This is a genomic window from Achromobacter aegrifaciens (assembly GCF_902859735.1).
In the GTDB taxonomy this organism is placed as follows: Bacteria; Pseudomonadota; Gammaproteobacteria; order Burkholderiales; family Burkholderiaceae_B; genus Achromobacter; species Achromobacter aegrifaciens.
This window is the reverse complement of record NZ_CADIJY010000008.1, coordinates 18,824-37,649: the sequence shown is the minus strand read 5'-3', so window position 1 is coordinate 37,649 and position 18,826 is coordinate 18,824. Positions and strand designations below refer to the sequence as shown.

Annotated in this window: 17 protein-coding genes; 6 read left to right on the top strand and 11 right to left on the bottom strand. The window is 66.3% G+C overall.

What is annotated here, in order from left to right; genetic code table 11:
- Nucleotide 1: 1 nt before the first annotated feature.
- The 5 genes from HV766_RS21070 to HV766_RS21050 form a co-directional block, all read right to left on the bottom strand.
- The gene (locus HV766_RS21070; protein ID WP_054452969.1) at nt 2-700 is read right to left on the bottom strand and encodes an ABC transporter ATP-binding protein; all 699 of its coding nucleotides are present in this window, start codon (nt 698-700) and stop codon (nt 2-4) included.
- Nucleotides 697-1,476 (bottom strand): ABC transporter ATP-binding protein, encoded by a 780-nt coding sequence (locus tag HV766_RS21065; protein WP_054452971.1) that lies wholly within the window; start codon nt 1,474-1,476, stop codon nt 697-699. Before HV766_RS21065 ends, HV766_RS21070 begins: the two co-directional genes overlap by 4 nt.
- Entirely contained in the window at nt 1,473-2,462 is a 990-nt protein-coding gene (locus HV766_RS21060; RefSeq protein ID WP_054452973.1) for a branched-chain amino acid ABC transporter permease, read from the bottom strand. The genes HV766_RS21065 and HV766_RS21060 overlap by 4 nt, the downstream gene beginning before the upstream one ends.
- Nucleotides 2,462-3,319: a branched-chain amino acid ABC transporter permease gene (locus tag HV766_RS21055; protein WP_054452975.1), complete on the bottom strand. Its 858-nt coding sequence runs from the start codon at nt 3,317-3,319 to the stop codon at nt 2,462-2,464. Before HV766_RS21055 ends, HV766_RS21060 begins: the two co-directional genes overlap by 1 nt.
- 89 nt (nt 3,320-3,408) lie before the next feature.
- Nucleotides 3,409-4,608: an ABC transporter substrate-binding protein gene (locus tag HV766_RS21050; protein ID WP_054452977.1), complete on the bottom strand. Its 1,200-nt coding sequence runs from the start codon at nt 4,606-4,608 to the stop codon at nt 3,409-3,411.
- 320 nt (nt 4,609-4,928) lie between these two features.
- Here HV766_RS21050 and HV766_RS21045 point away from each other — a divergent pair, with 320 nt between their 5' ends.
- On the top strand, nt 4,929-5,762 hold the full coding sequence (locus HV766_RS21045) for a FadR/GntR family transcriptional regulator (RefSeq protein ID WP_054452979.1): 834 nt from the start codon (nt 4,929-4,931) through the stop codon (nt 5,760-5,762).
- Between the two features lie 45 nt (nt 5,763-5,807).
- Here the strand turns inward: HV766_RS21045 and HV766_RS21040 are convergent, their stop codons facing one another.
- From HV766_RS21040 to HV766_RS21030, 3 genes are read right to left on the bottom strand one after another with little or no spacing between them, the layout of a single operon-like run.
- Nucleotides 5,808-6,794, bottom strand: a complete 987-nt coding sequence (locus HV766_RS21040; protein ID WP_175181779.1) for a Bug family tripartite tricarboxylate transporter substrate binding protein — start codon at nt 6,792-6,794, stop codon at nt 5,808-5,810.
- A gap of 47 nt (nt 6,795-6,841) precedes the next feature.
- Complete coding sequence (locus HV766_RS21035) at nt 6,842-8,344, bottom strand: AMP-binding protein (RefSeq protein WP_175181778.1); 1,503 nt, start codon at nt 8,342-8,344, stop codon at nt 6,842-6,844.
- Entirely contained in the window at nt 8,341-9,228 is an 888-nt protein-coding gene (locus HV766_RS21030; RefSeq protein WP_054453670.1) for an SDR family oxidoreductase, read from the bottom strand. The genes HV766_RS21035 and HV766_RS21030 overlap by 4 nt, the downstream gene beginning before the upstream one ends.
- A 148-nt stretch (nt 9,229-9,376) precedes the next feature.
- Here HV766_RS21030 and HV766_RS21025 point away from each other — a divergent pair, with 148 nt between their 5' ends.
- Nucleotides 9,377-10,306 carry a LysR family transcriptional regulator gene (locus HV766_RS21025; protein WP_175181777.1) on the top strand — a complete coding sequence of 310 codons (930 nt, stop codon included), beginning with the start codon at nt 9,377-9,379 and terminating at the stop codon, nt 10,304-10,306.
- 268 nt (nt 10,307-10,574) lie between these two features.
- Nucleotides 10,575-13,280, top strand: a complete 2,706-nt coding sequence (acnA, locus tag HV766_RS21020; protein WP_119450009.1) for an aconitate hydratase AcnA — start codon at nt 10,575-10,577, stop codon at nt 13,278-13,280.
- Nucleotides 13,281-13,371: 91 nt separating this feature from the next.
- Here acnA and HV766_RS21015 read toward each other — a convergent pair whose 3' ends face one another.
- Nucleotides 13,372-14,148, bottom strand: coding sequence for a DODA-type extradiol aromatic ring-opening family dioxygenase (locus HV766_RS21015; protein WP_082400875.1), 777 nt, complete (start codon nt 14,146-14,148; stop codon nt 13,372-13,374).
- Between the two features lie 209 nt (nt 14,149-14,357).
- Between HV766_RS21015 and HV766_RS21010 the strand changes: the two genes are divergently transcribed.
- The 3 genes from HV766_RS21010 (at nt 14,358) to efp (ending at nt 17,384) form a co-directional block, all read left to right on the top strand.
- Nucleotides 14,358-15,560: a DUF2863 family protein gene (locus tag HV766_RS21010; protein ID WP_054452990.1), complete on the top strand. Its 1,203-nt coding sequence runs from the start codon at nt 14,358-14,360 to the stop codon at nt 15,558-15,560.
- 6 nt (nt 15,561-15,566) lie between these two features.
- Complete coding sequence (earP, locus tag HV766_RS21005; protein WP_175181776.1) at nt 15,567-16,679, top strand: elongation factor P maturation arginine rhamnosyltransferase EarP; 1,113 nt, start codon at nt 15,567-15,569, stop codon at nt 16,677-16,679.
- Between the two features lie 144 nt (nt 16,680-16,823).
- The gene (gene efp / locus HV766_RS21000) at nt 16,824-17,384 is read left to right on the top strand and encodes an elongation factor P (RefSeq protein ID WP_006225610.1); all 561 of its coding nucleotides are present in this window, start codon (nt 16,824-16,826) and stop codon (nt 17,382-17,384) included.
- Between the two features lie 70 nt (nt 17,385-17,454).
- Here efp and HV766_RS20995 read toward each other — a convergent pair whose 3' ends face one another.
- Nucleotides 17,455-17,916: a DUF1178 family protein gene (locus HV766_RS20995; protein WP_054452999.1), complete on the bottom strand. Its 462-nt coding sequence runs from the start codon at nt 17,914-17,916 to the stop codon at nt 17,455-17,457.
- A 140-nt stretch (nt 17,917-18,056) separates the two neighbouring features.
- Nucleotides 18,057-18,761: a DUF2968 domain-containing protein gene (locus HV766_RS20990; RefSeq protein ID WP_054453001.1), complete on the bottom strand. Its 705-nt coding sequence runs from the start codon at nt 18,759-18,761 to the stop codon at nt 18,057-18,059.
- Nucleotides 18,762-18,826: the final 65 nt, after the last annotated feature.

Sequence of the window (18,826 nt, the reverse complement as noted above, 5' to 3'; positions counted from 1 at the left end):
CCTAGACGCCCACGCCCAGGTATCGGTCCTTCACGTTTTCGTCCGCCATGAAGGCCGCGTTGCTGCCTTGGTAGACGATGGATCCCTGCTCGATGATGAAATGACGGTCGGCCAGCTGCGTGCAGACTTCCAGGTTCTGCTCCACCAGCAGGATGGTGACGCCGGCCTGCTTGATGGACTTGATCTGCGCCACGATCTCCTCGACGATCACCGGCGCCAGGCCTTCGACCGGCTCGTCCAGCATCAGCACGCGCGGATGGTTCATGAGCGCGCGCCCGATGGCCAGCATCTGCTGTTCGCCGCCGGACAACTGGCCGCCGCCGTTCCTGCGCCGCTCCTTCAGGCGGGGAAAGATGCGGTAGACGTCTTCCAGCTGCCAGGGCGAATCGCGGCGCATGCCCAGCTTGAGGTTTTCCTCGACCGTCAGCAGCTTGAAGATGCCGCGGTGCTCGGGCACCAGGCAGATCCCCATGGACGCGATCTTGTGCGCCGGCAGCCCGGCGATGTCGCGTCCGCCGTAGCGCACCGCGCCGCCCTTGGGCGCGATCACGCCGGCGATGGTCTTGAGCGTGGTCGACTTGCCCGCGCCGTTGCGCCCGAGCAGCGTGATCACCTCGCCCTGCGGCAGCTCGAGCGACACGCCTTGCAGAATATGGCTCTTGCCGTAATAGCTGTGTACGGCGTCGACATGCAGCATCATGCCCGGCCTCCCGTGATCATGTTGCCCAGGTACGCGGCGCGCACCCGCTCGTCGCTGCGGATCGCGGCAGGCGTGCCTTCGACCAGCACGCGGCCCTGCTGCATCACGGTGATCGTGTCGGAGATATCCATCACGATGTTCATGTTGTGCTCGATCAGCACCACCGTGTGATCGTCGCGCAGGCTGCGGATCAAGCGCTTCATCTCATCCAGGTCGTCCACCCCCATGCCCGAGGTGGGCTCGTCCAGGAAAATCGCGCGCGGCCGGGCGGCCAGCGCCATGCCCACTTCCAGGCGCCGCTGCTGGCCGTGCGACAGCGCGCCCGCCGCCACCTTGGCCAGCCGCGACAGGCCCAGCCGTTCCAGCGCCGCGTCGACGATCTCGCGCTGCGCCCGCGGGCCGGTGGGCGGATGCCAGCAGTCGAAGGCGCCGGCGCGATGCGCGCCCTGCGCCGCCAGCCGCAGGTTCTCCTGCACCGACAGGTTGGCGAACAGGCTGGTGACCTGGAAAGAGCGCGCGATGCCGCGCTGCACCCGTTGATAATCGGCCTCCTGCGTCACGTCATGGCCGTCGAACACGATGCTGCCCTCGCTGGTGCGCAAGGTGCCCGTCAGCGTATGGAACAGTGTGGTCTTGCCCGCGCCGTTCGGGCCGATGACGGAGTGCACCGTGCGCGGCTGCACTTGCAGATCGACCCCATGCAGGGCCACGAACTTGCCGAAGCGCTTGACGATGCCCCTGGCCTGCAGCAGCGGCGCGGAATGTTGCGGATTCATGCGCGTCCCTCCTTGGCGGCCGGCTCGCCGCCGGCAGGCTTGCGCCGCAGCGCCAGCCAGATGCGTTCTCCCAGCCCCCACAGCCCCTTCTGCATGAACAGGCTGACCGCGATCAGCAGGAAGCCCAGCAGCATCAGCCAGCGCGGCCACAAGGTGGAAAGCCAGTCCGCGAACAGCACGTAGAAAGCTGCCCCCAGCACTGAAGCGAACAGGTTGCCGGTGCCGCCGATGACCGTCATGACCAGGATCATCTCGCTGCTGTGGTATTCAATGCTGGACAGCGGCGCGATGCCGGTCATCATCGCCAGGAAGGCGCCCGCCAGCGCGGTGACGGCGCCCGAGATGGCGAAAGCCGCCAACTTGAATAGGCGCACGTTGTAGCCCACCGCCATGGCGCGCGCCTCGTTGTCGCGGATCGCCAGCAGCGTGCGGCCGAACACCGAGTTGGTCACGCGCAGCAGCAGCCAGAATATCGCCAGGAAGCACACCGCCACGAAGGCGTAGAACTGCCAGGGCGTGGCCAGCGGCATGAGCTGCAGGCCCGCCACCGACAGCGCCGGACGCGGCACGTCCAGCAGGCCATTGTCGCCGCCGGTCAGGTCAGGCAGGCTGTACGCCAGGAAGTAGAACATCTGCGCGAAGGCCAGCGTCAGCATCACGAAGTAGGTGCCGCGCTGGCGGATGGCGAACCAGCCCACCAGCGTCGCGCCCAGCGCGCCCACCGCCATCGCCGCCAGCAACGCCAGCGGCATCGGCAGGCCGGTACGCGTCAACAGGATGCCGACGGCATAGCTGCCCAGGCCGAAGAAGATGCCCTGGCCGAACGACAACAGCCCGGTGAAACCCAGCAGCAGATTGCAGCCCAGCACCGCCAGCGCGTAGATCAGCACTTCCGTGGCCAGCGAGCCCGACTGCATGCACAGCGGCAACAGCAGCACCACGGCCAGCGCCAGCAGCAATTGGGCATGAGATTTCAAGCGCGTCATCATCCTCTCCCCATCAGGCCGTGGGGACGCAGCAGCAGCACCGCCGCCATCGCCACATAGATCATCAGCCGCGCGCCTTCCGGCCAGAGCGTGCTCATCACGCTCTGCACCACGCCGATCAGGAGGCCGCCGACCAGCGCGCCGAAGAAGCTGCCCATGCCGCCCACCACCACGATGACGAAGGCGATGCCCAGGGCCTCGATGCCCATGAAGGGTTCGACGCCGCGTATGGGCGCGGCCAACACCCCGGCCAGGGCGGCGGTCGCCGCGCCCAGCGCGAAGACCAGGCTGAACATGCGGAACACATTGATGCCCAGCATGGACACCATTTCGGTCGATTCGCTGCCCGCGCGCACCGCGCTGCCCAGCCGCGTGCCTTCCAGCACATACCAGAGCAGCAACGAGAAGACAGCGGTGAAGCCGATCACGAACAGACGGTACTTGGGATAGATGAAGCTGCCCCACATGACCACGCCCTGCAGGGCCGAGGGTGCGGCGACGTTGTCGCCTATCGGCCCCCAGATCACGATGACCAGTTCCTGCAGGACCAGCGCCAGGCCGACGGTGATCAGGATGTGGAATTCATGCGCCTGCGCGTAGACGTGGCGCAGCAGCACTTTCTCCACGACCCAGGCGCCGGCGCCCACCAGCAGCGGCACGATGGCCAGCGCGAGCCAGAAATTCAGGCCCCACTGGATGGCCTGGAAACAGAAGTAGGCGCCCAGCAGATAGAACGCCCCGTGGGCGAAGTTCACGAAGCGCAACAGACCGAAGACGATGGACAGGCCGACTGCCAGAAGGAAGTACAGCATGCCTACCCCGATCCCATTGATGATCTGGAGGAGATAGACGTTCATGGGTATGCCCGGTGGAGGTAACGGAAGGCCGCGGGGCGCGCGGCGGCCGCGGACGCGACGCGCCCACGGCCGCCCGCCTCAGGGGCGGGCTACAGCTTGCAGCCGGTTTCCGCGGGCGGCAGGAAGGAACGGCCGCTATGCACGATCTCGGCGTAATCGTCCTTGTCCTTCATGTCCTTCTTGGCGCGGCCCTTGAGCAGGTAGTAGTTCTTCAGGACCTGGTGGTCTTCCTTGCGGATTTCCTCCTTGCCCGTCAGGCCCTCGTAGGCCATGCCCTCCATGACGGCGATCACCTTGGCCGGGTCGGCGCTGCCGGCCCGGGCGATGGCGTCCAGCATGATGCGGGTGCAGATGTAGGAGCCCGCCAGGCTGTAATTGGGATTGGCGCGCGTCTTGTCGCGGGACAGCTGTACCAGTTCCTTGTTGAGCGGCGAGTCGATGCCGTGCCAGTACTGCGCCCCGAAGTACACGCCTTCGCACAGGTCCGCGCCCAGGCCTTCGAACTGTTCCAGGCCCGAAGCCCAGGCCACCAGGATGGTGCAGTTCTGCTTCATGCCGAAGCTGACGGCCTGGCGCAGCGTGTCGGAGGACTGCGAGCCGAAGTTCAGGATCAGCAGCACGTCCGGCTTGGCGGCCATGGCGTTGGTGAGGTAGCCGCTGAATTCCTTCTCGGTCAGCGAGTGATAGCTGTTGCCCACATGCTCGATGCCCTTTTCCTTGAAGATCGCCTTGGCCGCGCTGAGCAGGCCGTCGCCGAACACGTATTGCGGCGTGATGGTGTACCAGCGCTTGGCGTTGGGCAGCTTTTCGAGCAAGGGACGCACGGTCTGCTCGATGGCGCCAAAGGTGGGCACGGACCAGCGGAAGGTGGCCCGGTTGCAGTCCTTGCCGGTGATTTCGTCCGCGCCCGCGGTGGTGATGAAGACGCCGCCGGCGCGCTCGACTTCCTTGCCCATGGCCAGCGCTTCGGACGACAGGATGCCGCCGGCGAAGAACTTGACGCCCTTCTGTTGCGAGACTTCCTGGACCTTGCGCACCGCCGTGGCCGGCTTGCCCTCGGTGTCCAGCACGGTATAGGCCAGCGGCCGGTCCAGCGCGCGGCCATACTGCTCCAGCGCCAGTTTCATGCCCAGGTCGGCGTATTTGCCGTTGGCGGCAAAGGCGCCCGACATGGGCACCGGACACCCGAACTGGATGGCGTCGGCTTGCGCCAGCGCGGACCGGGCGGTCCAGAGTGATCCGGGCACGGCGCCAAGCGCGGCCAATTTCAGCAGGTTGCGGCGATTCAAGATGGTTCTCCCTGGCTGCCGCTGGCGGTGCCGCGGCATATTGACGATGTCGAGCGCGCACCATGCGCGTCCCCATTCCGACTCTGTCTGCTCCAAGCTCCCGTGCCAGGGCTGCCGCCGCGTGGGCGTATTCGCAAGTCCCGGCGCTCATGCCTATACTGCGACTACCATCCTATTTATCATGATAAATAGGATTATTATCATGATCAGTTTGGCGAGCCGGCTCTGTCAATAGCGGGCGCATCAGGTATAACCCGGGGTCCGCGCAGAACCCGCCCGGGGCATGCCCCGCGCACACCACGCAGCAACGGAGGAACGCAATGGCGTTCAACAGTCACGACCTACAAGCCGCGGGCGCGTCGAGTCCGCCCAAGCGCAGCGACCTGGTCGCCGAAGAGATCAAGCGGCTGATCACGGCCAAGAACCTGTTGCCGGGCGACAAGCTGCCGCGCGAAAGCGAGCTGCAAAGCATGTTCTCGGTCAGCAAAAGCACCATGCGCGAAGCGCTCAAGTCGCTGGAGGTGCAGGGGCTGGTCAAGGTCAGCACCGGACCGGGCGGCGGCGGCACCGTGGTCGAGGTGCCGCTGGACCGCACCTTCCAGCTGATGCAGAACTACCTGTTCTTCAAGGAAGTGCGGATCGAGGACATCTACCAGGTGCGCAAGCTGCTGGAGCCCGAGCTCGCGGCCAGCGCGGTGCCGTTCCTGACGGACGCGCATTTCGCTGCGCTGGAGGAGAACATCGCCTGCTGCGATCCGTCGGCCGAGCACGTCGATGACCCGCTGGCGCAGCGCCAGGAAGAAATCAATTTCCACGACATCTTCGCGGCGGCCTGCCCCAACCCGTTCCTGCGCTTCAGCTGCGAGATGACCAACGAAATGATCCGGCAGCTGACCGTGTTCGACAACGAGATGCCGCTATCCGAGCAGCAGCGTTTCGGCAGCGCCAATACGGGCTTTCACCGCAAGATCCTGGCTGCGGCGCGCGAGCGCGACGTGGAAAAGGTGCGCGACTTGATGAGCGAACACATGCAGGACGCGATGCGTTCGGTCAAGCGCATGCACGGCAAGCTCGAAGGCCGGTTGATCCTGGACTCCGAGATGTCGCGGCGCAATGTCACGCGCAAGGCGCGCCGCGGCGGCAAGAAGGCCTGACGGCGCCGACGGCCAGGCGGCGTGGGCCGGCCGGCCGTGGCCGCCTCAGTCCAGCTTGATGCGATTGGCTTCGATCACCGCGCCCCAGCGCTGGCGGTCTTCCTGCACGTAGGCATCGATCTCTGCCTGGCTGCGGGGCGCCTGGATCACCAGGCCCAGGGGTTCAAAACGGCCGCGGAATGCCGGATCCTTCAGCACCTTGTCCAGCGCCGCCTGCAAGCGCTGCGCTTCGGCCTGCGGCACGGCGCGCGGCACGGCCAGACCGAACCAGGTGGCGGCGCGGAATCCCGGAAAGCCGCTTTCCGCCACGGTCGGCACCTCCGGCAGCACGGCCAGCCGCTCGCTGGTCGTGACGGCCAGCGCCTTGATCTTGCGTTCCCGCACCAGCGGCAGCGAGGTGCTGATCACGTCCACCATGAGCTGCGTGTCATTGCCCATCAGCGAGGTCAGGGCCGGCGCGCTGCCGTTATACGGGATATGCGCCACGTCCATGCCCGTGCGCGATTTCAGCAGTTCGGTCGCCAACTGCAGCGGATTGCCTATGCCCACGGAGGCGTAGTTCAGTTTGCCGGGCCGGGCCTTGGCATAAGTGACGAACTCGGCCAGCGTGCCCGCTGGGACCTCGTTGTTCGCCACGACCACCAGCGGCAGCTCGGCAGCGATGCCGAACACGCGGAAGTCGCGCGCGGCGTCATAGGCGATGCGTTGATAAAGCATGGGATTGAGCACCATGCTGGCGTTGCTGGCGAGGAAAACCGTGTATCCGTCCGGCGCCGACCTGGCCACCTGGGTCGCCGCGACCATCGTATTGGCGCCGGGTTTGTTCTCCACCACCACGGGTTGCCCAAGGTCGCGCGACATGCCTTCGGCCAGCACCCGCGACAATTGGTCCGCGGAGCCGCCCGGCGTATAGGGCACGACCAGTTTGACCGGTTTGTCCGGAAATGCCGCCAGCGCGGCGGCCGGAGCCGCGAGCGCGACGATCGCCGCGGTCGCGATGCGACGCAGCCTGAGGTTCAGCCTGATTGCCATGCCTGTCTCCCTTGTGGGTTTTGTTGTTGCGGCGATGCGCCGCCCTGCTATACCTGGCGCTGCCTGCCCGCCCAGAATTCGGCGCGCAGCCGGCGCTTGGCGATCTTCCCGTTGTCGTCGCGCGGCAGTTCCGCGCGCAGTTGCAGTTCACGCGGCACCTTGTAGCGCGCGATCCGTTCACCCAACCATAGCCTCAGCGCCTCGGGGTCGGGCGCGGCGCCCGCCGAGGGCTGCACCAGCGCCATCAGCCGCTCGCCGTATTCGTCGTCGGGCACCCCGAACACCGCGCAATCCGCCACGCCCGGATACTGCATCAGCTGGTGCTCGACCTCGGCGGGATAGATGTTCACGCCGCCCGAGATCACCAGGTCCGATTCGCGGTCGCACACATAGAGATAGCCGTCCGCGTCCAGATAGCCCAGGTCGCCCAGACCGATGAGTCCGTCCTTCTCCACTTCGGCGCGGGCCTGCGGGTTGTTGCGATAGGTGAAGTCCGCGTAGGCCGGCTGGCGCACGTAGATCCGCCCGACCTGGCCCGCCGCGCAGGGCGATCCGTCTTCGCCATAGATCCTGACCTGCGCGCCGCCGATAGGCCGGCCGGCGCTACCGGGACGGGCGAGCGCTTCGTGCGAATCGATGACGGTGACCATGCCCGCCTCGCTCGACGCATAGGTTTCATGGATGACCGGTCCCAGCCATTCGATCATGGCGCGCTTGATTTCCGGCGCGCAGGGCGCGCCGGTCGAGGCCACGAAGCGCAGCGACGACAGGTCGTGCGCGGCGCGGGTGGCGGCGTCCAGCTTCAAGAGGCGCACGTACATGATGGGCACCAGATACACCGTATCGATGCGGTGGGCCTCGATCAGGCGCAGGACTTCCACGGGATCGAACCTGTCCGTCAGCACGAAGGTCTCGCAGACCCGCAGGGCGACCTGCGCGAATACGCTGGGCGCACTGTGGTAGATCGGCGCGGGCAGCAGCGCGCGCGATCCCGGGCGCAGGCCGTAGGCCGTCTCCACCACCGCTTCGACCTGGTGCAGGTGGCGCCCCAGGTGTTCCAGCGGGAACGGCGCGCGCACCACGCCCTTGGGCCGACCGGTGGTGCCCGAGGTATAGGCCATATGACCGCGCGGCGCCACGCGCGGGCCGTCGTAGGGCTGTTGGCGGTCGCGCCAGGCGTCGTAGTCGGCATGCCCTGATTGCGCCGCGCCGGGACCGGCCAGCAGCACCGGCAGGCCGGCGGGCAGCGCATCGCGCAGCGGAAGCCACAGGTCGTCGTGCGCGACCAGCAGGCGGGCGCCGCTGTCTTCGATGAGGAATGCCACTTCCGCCGCGGTGAAATGCCAATTGATCGGGCAGTAGTAGCAGCCCAGCCGCTTGCAGGCCTGGATGATCTCCAGATAAGGCAGGCCGTTGCGCAATAGCACGGCGATCACGTCGCCTTCTCGCACGCCCATTGCCGCCAGCCCGGCGGCAACCTGTTCGCCGCGTGCGGCCAGCGCCGCGCCCGACAGGCGGTCGCCGCCCGCGTGGATGGTGCTGCCTGTCATGCGCCCCCCGTGCTGCGCTGCGCCTTGTCCTGCGCGGTGCGCGCTTCGATGGCCTGGCGCGCGGCGGCCCAGTCCGCGTCGCTCCATTCCGCGTACTGCTTGAAGTAAGCGCCGTTGGCCAGATAGTCGCCGCCGTCCAGCGCAATGGTCTGGCCGTTGATCCAGTCATAGCCCGGACTCAGCAGGAAGGCCGCCAGCTCGCCGATGTCATGTCCGGTGCCCAGGCGCCGCATCGGATTCTGCTGCGTCTGCGCGTCCGCGCCCGAGTCCTTGGGCCGCAGCCGCGCGCTGGCCCCTTCGGTCGGAATCACGCCCGGCGCGATGGCGTTCAGCCGGATGCCGTGGCGGCCCCATTCGATGGCCAGCGACTTGGTCATGGCGTCTATGCCGGCCTTGGACATGGCCGAGGGCACCACGAAGGGCGAACCGGTCCAGACCCAGGTCACCACGATGGACAGCACCGCCCCGCCCGTGCCTTGCGCGATCCAGCGCTTGCCCACGGCCTGGGTCGTGTAGAAAGTGCCGCGGAACACGGTGTCGGCAATGGCGTTGAAGCCGCGCGGCGACAGTTTTTCAGTGGGGCTGATGAAATTGCCCGCGGCGTTGTTGATGAGGCCCGTCAGCGGACCGTGCCCGGTCCAGATGGCGTCGACGGCGGCGTCCACGGCCTCGGCATCCCGGATATCCACCGCCTGAACGTGGACCTCGGCGCCGTAACGTGCGCGCAGCCCGGCGGCGGCTTCTTCCAGCACGGCGGCGCGGCGTCCCCACAGGTGCAGCGCGGCGCCCAACGACGCCAGGCGCTCGGCCATGGCGTAGCCCAGGCCGGTGCCGCCCCCGGTGACGAGGATGCGCTCGCCGCGAAATAGATCGGCGCGGAACATGGTTTGCGGGGACATCCCGCCGGACGGGTTTTGGGGCATGGTCTGGTCTCCTTTGCGATGGTGGCCAGAATATCAACCGCCGCCATGCCGCGACAATCCCGCAGCTTGCGTAAACTATGTTTCCTCACAGTCAACAATAGGACTGCGCATGCCCGCCCTGCCCGCGCTGGACCTCAACCTGATACAGCTGTTCGTCACCATCGTCGACGCCGGCACCTTGAGCGAGGCGGCGGTGCGCCACGGCGTGACCCGTTCGCACGTAAGCCGCAATCTGCAGAAGCTGGAACGCGCCTTCGGCGCCCAGCTCATCCGCCGCAGCACCCGGCGGCTGGAACTGACGCAACAAGGCTCTGTGCTGTACGAGCACGGCGCGCGCATGGCGCACGAAGTCGAATCCGCCCGCCATGCGTTGCAGAAGCTCGGATCCGAGCCCGCGGGCCACGTCCGGCTGAGCATCCCCACCGGATTGGGGGAACTGGACCAATTGCGTCCGCTGCTGGTGAGCTTCGCCCTGCGCCATCCGTCGCTGACCTTGCGCGTGCTGTTCTCAAACCGGGTGAGCGACCTGATTTCGTCGGAAATCGACGTGGCATTGCGGGTCATGACGACCCCGCCGCAGGATTACGTGGCGCGCGCGCTGGGCGACGTCAAATGGGTGCTGTGCGCGGCGCCCTCCTATCTGCAGCAGTTCGGCCCGCCGGCTCATCCGCGCGATCTCGGCCGCCTGCACTTCCTGGGCCCGCCCGCCCCCAGGCCCCAGGTCACGCTGCGGCTGCGGCGCAAGGACCAGCTGCATGAGGCCAAGCTCGCGCCGCGGCTGCAATCAGAGTACTTCCCGTTCCTGGCGCAAGCCGCGCGCGCCGGCGCGGGCGTCGCGCTGCTGCCGGCCTACGTGGTGCATGAGGACCTTGCCGCGGGCCGGCTGACGCCGGTGCTGCCCGCATACCAAGCCCTGGGGCCAGGCGACAAGTTGTTCATCCTGACCACGCCCAACCCTTATCCATCGACCGCCCAGCGCGCGGTCGTCGATTTCCTGCGCAGCGAGCTGACCGTGCTGCTGCGCGAATTCCTTGCGTAGACCCGCCTTCCCTCGCAGGGCCGCAACATCCGCGTAGGACTTTCTTGATAAAAGAGGCTTGCGACCCGCGCACGCCTCGGCCAGAGTATCGGTTTGGGCCAACGGCCGCCCGCCCCTGATCGCAGTAGGGGAACTTTGGCGGTTCGCTCAAGTCTTATATAAGATATAAGACATACGGCTGCGCAGGCGCCAGTCTCACATAGAATGACAAATGCGCAAAAACGCCAGAAAATGCCGGCTTCAACCGGGCAAAACCACGGAGTCCATCATGCCGCACAACACCCTAGACACCCTCAAGAATTTCAAGATCGGCAATAAATCCTGTCAGTACTATTCGCTGCCGGCGCTGGGCAAGTCCCTCGGCATCGACGTGCAGCGGCTCCCGGTTTCGATCCGCATCGTGCTGGAATCCGTGCTGCGCAACTGCGACGGCAAGAAGGTCACCGAAGAGCACGTCAGGCAGTTGGCGAACTGGCAGGCCAATGCCAAGCGCGAAGACGAAATTCCGTTCGTGGTGGCCCGCGTGGTGCTGCAGGACTTCACCGGCGTGCCGCTGCTCGCCGACATCGCCGCCATGCGTTCCGTGGCCGACAAGATGGGCAAGAGCCCCAAGAGCATCGAGCCGCTGGTGCCGGTGGACCTGGTGGTGGACCACTCGGTCATGATCGACTACTTCGGCACCAAGAATGCGCTGGACCTGAACATGAAGCTGGAATTCAAGCGCAACCAAGAGCGCTACCAGTTCATGAAGTGGGGCATGCAGGCGTTCGACACCTTCGGCGTCGTGCCTCCGGGCTTCGGCATCGTCCACCAGGTCAACCTGGAATACCTGGCGCGCGGCGTGCACCTGGACAAGAAGAACAACGTCTACTACCCGGATTCCCTGGTGGGCACCGACAGCCACACCACCATGATCAACGGCATCGGCGTGGTGGGCTGGGGCGTGGGCGGCATCGAAGCCGAGGCCGGCATGCTGGGCCAGCCCGTGTACTTCCTGACCCCCGACGTGGTCGGCGTGGAACTCAAGGGCAAGCTGCGCGGCGGCGTCACCGCCACCGACCTGGTGCTGACCATCACCGAAATGCTGCGCCGCGAGAAGGTGGTGGGCAAGTTCGTCGAATTCTGCGGCGAAGGCACCGCCAGCCTGTCGGTGGCCGAACGCGCCACCATCGGCAACATGGCGCCGGAGTACGGCGCCACCATGGGCTTCTTCCCGGTCGACGAGCGCACCATCGACTACTTCCGCGGCACCGGCCGCACCGAAGACGAAATCGCCGCCTTCGAGGCCTATTTCAAGGCCCAGAAGATGTTCGGCGTGCCCAAGGCAAAGGACATCAATTTCACCAAGCTGCTGACGCTGGACCTGTCCACCGTCGCGCCGTCGCTGGCGGGCCCGAAGCGTCCGCAGGACCGCATCGAGATCGGCAACGTCAAGAACACCTTCATCGACCTGTACTCCAAGCCGGTAGCTGAAAACGGCTTCAATCAGCCCGCCGAAAAGCTGGGCCAGACCTTCACCACCAGCGCTGGCACCCAGGTCAAGAACGGCGACGTCCTGATCGCCGCCATCACGTCCTGCACCAACACCTCCAACCCCAGCGTGCTGCTGGCGGCCGGCCTGCTGGCCAAGAAGGCCGTGGAAGCCGGCATGACGGTGCCCAAGCACATCAAGACCTCGCTGGCCCCCGGATCGCGCGTGGTCACCGAATACCTGACCAAGACGGGCCTCCTGCCCTACCTGGAAAAGCTGGGCTTCGACGTGGCCGCCTACGGCTGCACGACCTGCATCGGCAACGCCGGCGACCTGACCCCGGACCTGAACGAAGCCATCACCGGCAACGACCTGATCTGCTCGGCCGTGCTCTCGGGCAACCGCAACTTCGAGGCCCGCATCCACCCGAACATCAAGGCCAACTTCCTGGCCTCGCCCCCGCTGGTCGTGGCCTACGCCCTGGCCGGCACCGTCACGCGCGACCTGATGACCGAGCCCGTGGGCCGCGGCAAGAACGGCGACGTGTGGCTGGGCGACATCTGGCCGACCACCGAGGAAATCGAATCGCTGCTGAAGTACGCCCTGGATCCCAAGGCCTTCGAGGCCAACTACGGCCAGGTCAAGAGCAATCCCGGCCAACTCTGGGAGAACATCAAGGGCGTGACCGGCGACACGTACAACTGGCCTGATTCCACCTACATCGCCGAGCCGCCCTTCTTTGACGGCTTCGGCATGACGCCGGGCGCGATGCCGACGGTCAAGAACGCCCGTGCGCTGGGCGTGTTCGGCGACTCGGTCACCACCGACCACATCTCGCCGGCCGGCTCCATCAAGGAGACCTCGCCCGCGGGCAAGTGGCTGAAGGAAAACGGCGTCATGAAGGCCGACTTCAACAGCTACGGCTCACGCCGCGGCAACCACGAAATCATGATGCGCGGCACCTTCGCCAACGTGCGCATCAAGAACCTCATGATTCCGGCGCTGCCGGACGGCAGCCGCTTCGAGGGCGGCGACACCCTGTTCCAGCCCACCGGCGAACAGATGTCCATCTATGACGCAGCCATGAAGTACGTCGGCGCGGGCACCCCCACCGTGGTGTTCGGCGGCGAAGAGTACGGCACCGGCTCGTCGCGCGACTGGGCGGCCAAGGGCACCCAGCTGCTGGGCGTGAAGGCCGTGATCACCCGCAGCTTCGAACGCATCCACCGCAGCAACCTGGTCGGCATGGGCGTGCTGCCCCTGCAGTTCAAGGGCGCGGACAGCGTGCAGTCGCTGGGCATCACCGGCGAGGAAACCTACGACATTTCCGGCCTGGAAAACGGCATCAAGCCGATGCAGGACGTGACGCTGACGATCACCCGCAAGGACGGATCGAAGCAGGACGTCACGGTGCTGCTGCGCATCGACACCCCGATCGAGGTGGACTACTACCAGCACGGCGGCATCCTGCCCTTCGTGCTGCGCCAGCTGCTGGCTGCCTGATCCTCTGACAGGCAAAGCAATGGCCCGGGAACCGCGAGGTTCCCGGGCCATTTTCATTGCGGCCTGCGCGGCACCGCGGCCGCGCTTGGGATCAGTCCGCGAACTCGTAGGCATCCATCGCCAGCGCGCCGTACGAGATTTCGTCGGTCAGGCGCCGGAAACCGGCTCCGCCTGCACCCAGCGCCACGTACAAGGGCATCAGGTGGTCGTCGTGCGGATGGGCCTGCGCCGCGCCCGGCGCCTGAGCCTCCCAATCCAAGAGCGCCGCCAGGTCATGGCCGCTCAGCTTGTCCGCGTACCACTGCTGGAAAGCCGGCACGTAAGGCAGCGCGGGCGCGTCTTGCGGCATGCGCACGTGGCGCAGGTTATGCGTCAGCGAACCGGAGCCGATGACCAGGATGTCTTCGTCCCGCAGCCGGGCCAGCGCGCGGCCCAGTTCCAGTTGGCCAGCCGCGTCGCGCCCCATGTCCAGGGACAGTTGCACCACCGGCACGTCCGCTTCCGGATAGAGGTAGCGCAGTGGCACCCAGGCGCCATGGTCCAGCGGCCGTCGGGGGTCCAGGTCTGCAGCGATACCCGAGTCGGCCAGCAGGGCCTGCACCCGCGCCGCCAACTCCGGCGAACCGGGGGCCGTGTACTGCAATTCATAGAGTTCCGGCGGAAAGCCGCCGAAATCGTGCCAGGCCACCTGGCGGTCGCGGGTGGACAGCGCCAGGCCCTCGCCCATCCAGTGCGGCGAGACCACCAGGATGCCCTTGGGCTTGCGGCCCTGCTCGGCGCTCCAGGCGGCGAGCGCCGGGCCGGTCAGTCCGGGTTCCACGGCGAGCATGGGGGATCCATGGGATACGAAAAGCGTAGGCCAACGCATGGCGGTGCCTCCTGATATTGAGTAGATGGCTAGATTTTCCGCCGATTCTTCTCAGCAATAAACCACTTGACTCGGCATTATCTGTTGCTTATTTAGCATCAATCACACCGTGGCGCCGTTGTTGCGCCCCGCCGCCGGAGGTGCGCGCCGCCGTCCGCGCCGGGCGTTAAACTACACAGTTGCACACTTACTGGACGCTCCCCGAAGTTATGGCCCGATCCCGCAGCCAATCCGCTCCCCGCCTCACCCGTGACGCCGCCAAACTGGTCGCGCTTGCCCAGGCGCTCAACCGCTCGGGCAGCCGCCTCGAAGACGTGTTCTGGGAGAACCAGCTTGGCGTAGCGATTCCGAAGCTGCTGAAGGCGGGGCAGGATGCCCCCCTGGAAGCGGCCCTGGACCACCTCGCCCAGAGCGACGTGGGCGCATACGAGATCCTGATCGAACAGGCCGAAACCCTGTCCGAATCGATGAAGATCGAGAAAAATGGCGTCCACTACGACATTTTGCTGGTCGTGGCCCCCATCGTCGCCTGGACCCGCTACGCCATTCCGACCGGCCCGATCGCCGCCGGCGCGCAACAGGCCCTGATGGCGCAATTGCATGGGCATGTCCTGTCCAGCAAGGCCCGCAGCTCGCTGATGCCGGTGCTGGTCAGCGTGGACCAGATGCCGCGCACCTTCTCCGAAACCTGGCAATGGCTGCAGCGCCTGGGCACCCAGGCGCTGGGCGCAGAAACCGCCAAGCCCGCCTTGAACACCGAGACCGAAACGGCCAACATGCTGGCCGATACGCGCTACATCGTGGCGGCCGTCGCGGTGCCCGAAGGCGAGCCGATCTTCCGCTGGCAGGAACAGCTGGGCGAAGCCGACGCCAGCCGCGATGCCTGCCAGGAACAATGGGCGGCGCAGGCCCAGCCGACCCTCGCCAATCTGCTGCCGGGCTGCGGTTTCGAAGCCCTGCTGCCCGACGCCTACTATGTCAGCAACCGTGAAGCCGACCGGCGCGTGCGCCCGCTGTCGCTGCGTGCAGCGGTCAGCTGGCTCGAGGGCGCGGTCAGCCTGGAAGCCTCCCAGTTGCGCGCGGTGGTGGCCGGCTGCGGCGAAAGCCGCATCGACGAGTACCGCATCGGCTTCACCGCGCGCAGCAGCAACGACGTGTACTACGGCTGCGTCTGGCCGCTGTATGGGCGCGAGGAAGACCTGCCGGCTGACGAAGGCCAGCCCGACGTGGTGGACGAGATCGCCGCGCTGCTCAAGGAATACGGCGTCACCGAAGTGCGCCGCATCCCCGGCGTGCTGCCTCCCGAGTACTGTGAAGACTGCGGCGCGCCCTACTTTCCGAATCCGCTGGGCGAACTGGTGCACGCCGAACTGCCCGAGGACGCGGAAGCCTCGCCGGCCAAGTTCCACTAGGCGGCAATGCAAGCGGACATCTTCTGCCGGGTCGTCGACAACTATGGCGACATCGGCGTCTGCTGGCGGCTGGCGCGCCGGTTGGCGCACGGCCGCGGCTGGGATGTGCGCCTGTGGGTCGACGACCTGGCCAGCTTCGCCCGCATCCAGCCCGGGATCGCCACGGATAGCCCGCGCCAGCAACTGGCGGGCATCGACATCGTGCACTGGACCGAATCCCCGGATCCGGGGCTCGCCGCGCGCGATGTGGTGATCGAGGCATTCGCCTGCGATCCCCCCGAGGCATTCCTGGAGAGCATGCGGCGTGAGCATCCGGCCTGGGTCAACCTGGAATACCTGAGCGCCGAGTCCTGGGTGGAAAGCTGCCACGGCCTGCCCTCGCAGCGGCCGGACGGGCTGGTCAAGCACTTTTTCTTTCCCGGCTTCACCAGCGCCACCGGCGGACTGCTGCGCGAGCCGGGCCTGTCGGCGGAGCGCGACGCCCTGCAGGCATCGCCGCAAGACCAGGAAGCCTTCCTGCGGTCGCTGGGCGTGCCACAGGACCTGCTGTTGCGCCGCCGCGACGGCGCGCGCACCGTGTCCCTGTTTTGCTATCCGACGGCGCCGATAACGGCGCTGGCCGAGGCTCTGGCGGCGGATCCGCGGCCCACCCTGCTGCTTGCCCCCGAAGGCGTGGCCCCCGGGCTGGAAGCCGCCTGTGCGGCGCCGGGCGCGCCGGCGGTGGCCCGGCTGCCCTTCGTGGCGCAGCCGGATTTCGACCGTCTGCTGTGGTGCTGCGACCTGAATTTCGTGCGGGGCGAGGATTCCTTCGTCCGCGCCGCCTGGGCCGCGCGCCCGCTGGTCTGGCAGATCTATCCCCAGGACGAAAACGTGCATCTGGAGAAACTGGAAGCGTGGCTGGCGCGCTATCCGGCCCCGGAAATCGCCCAGACGCTGATCCGGGCCTGGAACGAGCCGGAAACGGGCGCAACCGCTGCGGCGCTGTCTGCCGCCCTGGCGCCAGCCGCCTGGGGGGACTGGGCCGCCGCCGCGCGGGCCTGGGACGCAAGCCAGGCCGCGCTACCGGATCTTGCCGAAAATCTGGCTGATTTTTGCGCAGACTTGGCCAAGAAACGTTAGAATAGAGAGTTTTCCGAGCGCCCTGTATTTGTCGGGCCTCAACTATGACGCCTCCCGGGGTGTGCACGAAGCCGCTAGAAGCTATAGCTGCGGCGGCTTTTTGCAAGCACGGCGAGTGCACCCATCACCCCCGGAGTTTTATCGATGAAAACCGCTCAGGAATTGCGAGTCGGCAACGTGGTCATGGTCGGCAAGGATCCCCTCGTGGTCCAGAAAGCCGAATACAACAAGTCGGGCCGTAACGCCGCTGTTGTGAAGCTGAAGTTCAAGAACCTGTTGACCGCCTCGGCCAGCGAATCGGTCTACAAGGCCGACGAAAAGTTCGAAGTCGTCCAGCTCGACCGCAAGGAGTGCACCTACTCCTACTTCGGCGACCCGATGTACGTCTTCATGGACGAAGAGTACAACCAGTACGAAATCGAAGCCGAAAGCATGGGCGACGCCCTGAACTACCTGGAAGAAGCGATGCCCGTGGAAGTGGTCTTCTACGACGGCCGCGCCATTTCGGTTGAACTGCCCACGACGCTCGTGCGCGAAATCACCTACACCGAACCCGCCGTGCGTGGCGATACCTCGGGCAAGGTGACCAAGCCCGCCAAGATCAACACCGGCTACGAACTGAACGTGCCGCTGTTCTGCGCCATCGGCGACAAGATCGAAATCGACACCCGCACGAACGAATACCGCAGCCGCGTCAACAACTGATCCGGCAAGCAGGCAAGAAAAAGCCAGACCTTCGGGTCTGGCTTTTTTATTGCCGCGGCGCGTGCAGACACTACTGCAGGCGCTCGTCGTCCAGGAAATCCGGCACCGCCATGACGTCGATGCCATCCTCAGCCAGCGATTCGCGCTCTTCCGGCGTTGCCGTGCCGCGGATGGGACGGTCGTCGGCATCGCCTTCGTGGATGCGGCGCGCCTCTTCGGCGAAGCGCGGCCCGACGTTTTCGGTGTTGCGCAGCAAGGCGCGCACCTGGCGCATGACGACTGCCTGCAATGCGGCCATTTTTTCCGCGTCGGACGCGTTGGCCGGCAACGCCGGCGGCTGGGCGGCTGGCGCGTGCAGGTGGGCGACGTTCAGGCGCGGCGCGGACAGCCGCTTGGTGATGCTGGCCGAACCGCAAACCGGGCACGTGACCAGGCCACGCGCCTGCTGCGCGTCATAGTCTTCGTGCGAACCGAACCAGCCCTCGAAAATGTGGCTGTGTTCGCACTGGAGGTCGAAAACTTTAAGTGCCATGGCGTCTATATGGGGTGCAACTCCCAGAATACAAGAAAGCGCCCCAGGGCAGGCGCTTAGCCCCTGCGTGCGCAATGCCTATTCACGGCCGGCCAAGACAAAGCGGGCCCGCAGGCCCGCTACTCAGCCTGCCCTGAGGGTTACTTGCCGCGGTTCTGGGCCGCCGGGTTCCCCACTTGCGCCTGCTGCGCCTGCAAGGCGTCGATCTGGCGTTGCAGATCGCGCAATTGCTGGCGCACGTCCTTCTGCTGGTCAGCCAGCGCCGTGGCTTCCTGGCGCGACTGTTCCTGGCGGGCCGCGACCTGCTCTTCCTGCTGCAGGCGCACCGCGCGATCGGCCTGCAGGGTGCTCAGTTCGGCGCTGCGGCTGGCCAGCAGCTTCTCGGCGTGCGCGTATTCAGCCTGCATCTTGATGCGCTTGATATCCACTTCGGCCAGCTCGGCGGATTGGGCGACGAAGGCGCGGTAGGTGGCTTCGGCCTGCTTGTCCGACTTGCTCTTCACCACGCGCCAGAAATCCTTCTGCTGGAACAAGGCAACGTAATAGGTCAGGTCGTCCGGCTTGAACAGCAGGCTGGCGCCGTAGGTGCCGTTATAGGCAGTACGCAGCTCCGACACCTGGCGGCTTTGGATCAGGCCTTGCAGCTCCGACAGCGTGGATGCCGGACGCGCGGCGGGCGGCGGCGCGGGGGGAGTCACGGGCGTGGAGGCCGCCTGCGTGTCCTCGACCTGTTTAACCGTGGCCCGGGGCGCTTCGGATTGTGCGCTGGCGCAAGCGGCCAGGCCGGACAGGGCCGTGCCCAACAGCGCCATGCGGGCGGCGCCACGGATAAATTGGACGTTCATGCCTTCCCCAAAAAAATCGTTGCGGAACTATAGCAATTTATTTCGGCCGGGACAGACCCGCTTAC

What these genes read in the sequence shown, in the direction of transcription:
- HV766_RS21070 (WP_054452969.1), bottom strand. Translation starts at nt 700, where the DNA reads ATGATGCTGCATGTCGACGCCGTACACAGCTATTACGGCAAGAGCCAT.
- HV766_RS21065 (WP_054452971.1), bottom strand. Translation starts at nt 1,476, where the DNA reads ATGAATCCGCAACATTCCGCGCCGCTGCTGCAGGCCAGGGGCATCGTC.
- HV766_RS21060 (WP_054452973.1), bottom strand. Translation starts at nt 2,462, where the DNA reads ATGACGCGCTTGAAATCTCATGCCCAATTGCTGCTGGCGCTGGCCGTG.
- HV766_RS21055 (WP_054452975.1), bottom strand. Translation starts at nt 3,319, where the DNA reads ATGAACGTCTATCTCCTCCAGATCATCAATGGGATCGGGGTAGGCATG.
- HV766_RS21045 (WP_054452979.1), top strand. Translation starts at nt 4,929, where the DNA reads ATGGCGTTCAACAGTCACGACCTACAAGCCGCGGGCGCGTCGAGTCCG.
- HV766_RS21040 (WP_175181779.1), bottom strand. Translation starts at nt 6,794, where the DNA reads ATGGCAATCAGGCTGAACCTCAGGCTGCGTCGCATCGCGACCGCGGCG.
- HV766_RS21035 (WP_175181778.1), bottom strand. Translation starts at nt 8,344, where the DNA reads ATGACAGGCAGCACCATCCACGCGGGCGGCGACCGCCTGTCGGGCGCG.
- HV766_RS21030 (WP_054453670.1), bottom strand. Translation starts at nt 9,228, where the DNA reads ATGTTCCGCGCCGATCTATTTCGCGGCGAGCGCATCCTCGTCACCGGG.
- HV766_RS21025 (WP_175181777.1), top strand. Translation starts at nt 9,377, where the DNA reads ATGCCCGCCCTGCCCGCGCTGGACCTCAACCTGATACAGCTGTTCGTC.
- acnA (WP_119450009.1), top strand. Translation starts at nt 10,575, where the DNA reads ATGCCGCACAACACCCTAGACACCCTCAAGAATTTCAAGATCGGCAAT.
- HV766_RS21015 (WP_082400875.1), bottom strand. Translation starts at nt 14,148, where the DNA reads ATGCGTTGGCCTACGCTTTTCGTATCCCATGGATCCCCCATGCTCGCC.
- HV766_RS21010 (WP_054452990.1), top strand. Translation starts at nt 14,358, where the DNA reads ATGGCCCGATCCCGCAGCCAATCCGCTCCCCGCCTCACCCGTGACGCC.
- earP (WP_175181776.1), top strand. Translation starts at nt 15,567, where the DNA reads ATGCAAGCGGACATCTTCTGCCGGGTCGTCGACAACTATGGCGACATC.
- efp (WP_006225610.1), top strand. Translation starts at nt 16,824, where the DNA reads ATGAAAACCGCTCAGGAATTGCGAGTCGGCAACGTGGTCATGGTCGGC.
- HV766_RS20995 (WP_054452999.1), bottom strand. Translation starts at nt 17,916, where the DNA reads ATGGCACTTAAAGTTTTCGACCTCCAGTGCGAACACAGCCACATTTTC.
- HV766_RS20990 (WP_054453001.1), bottom strand. Translation starts at nt 18,761, where the DNA reads ATGAACGTCCAATTTATCCGTGGCGCCGCCCGCATGGCGCTGTTGGGC.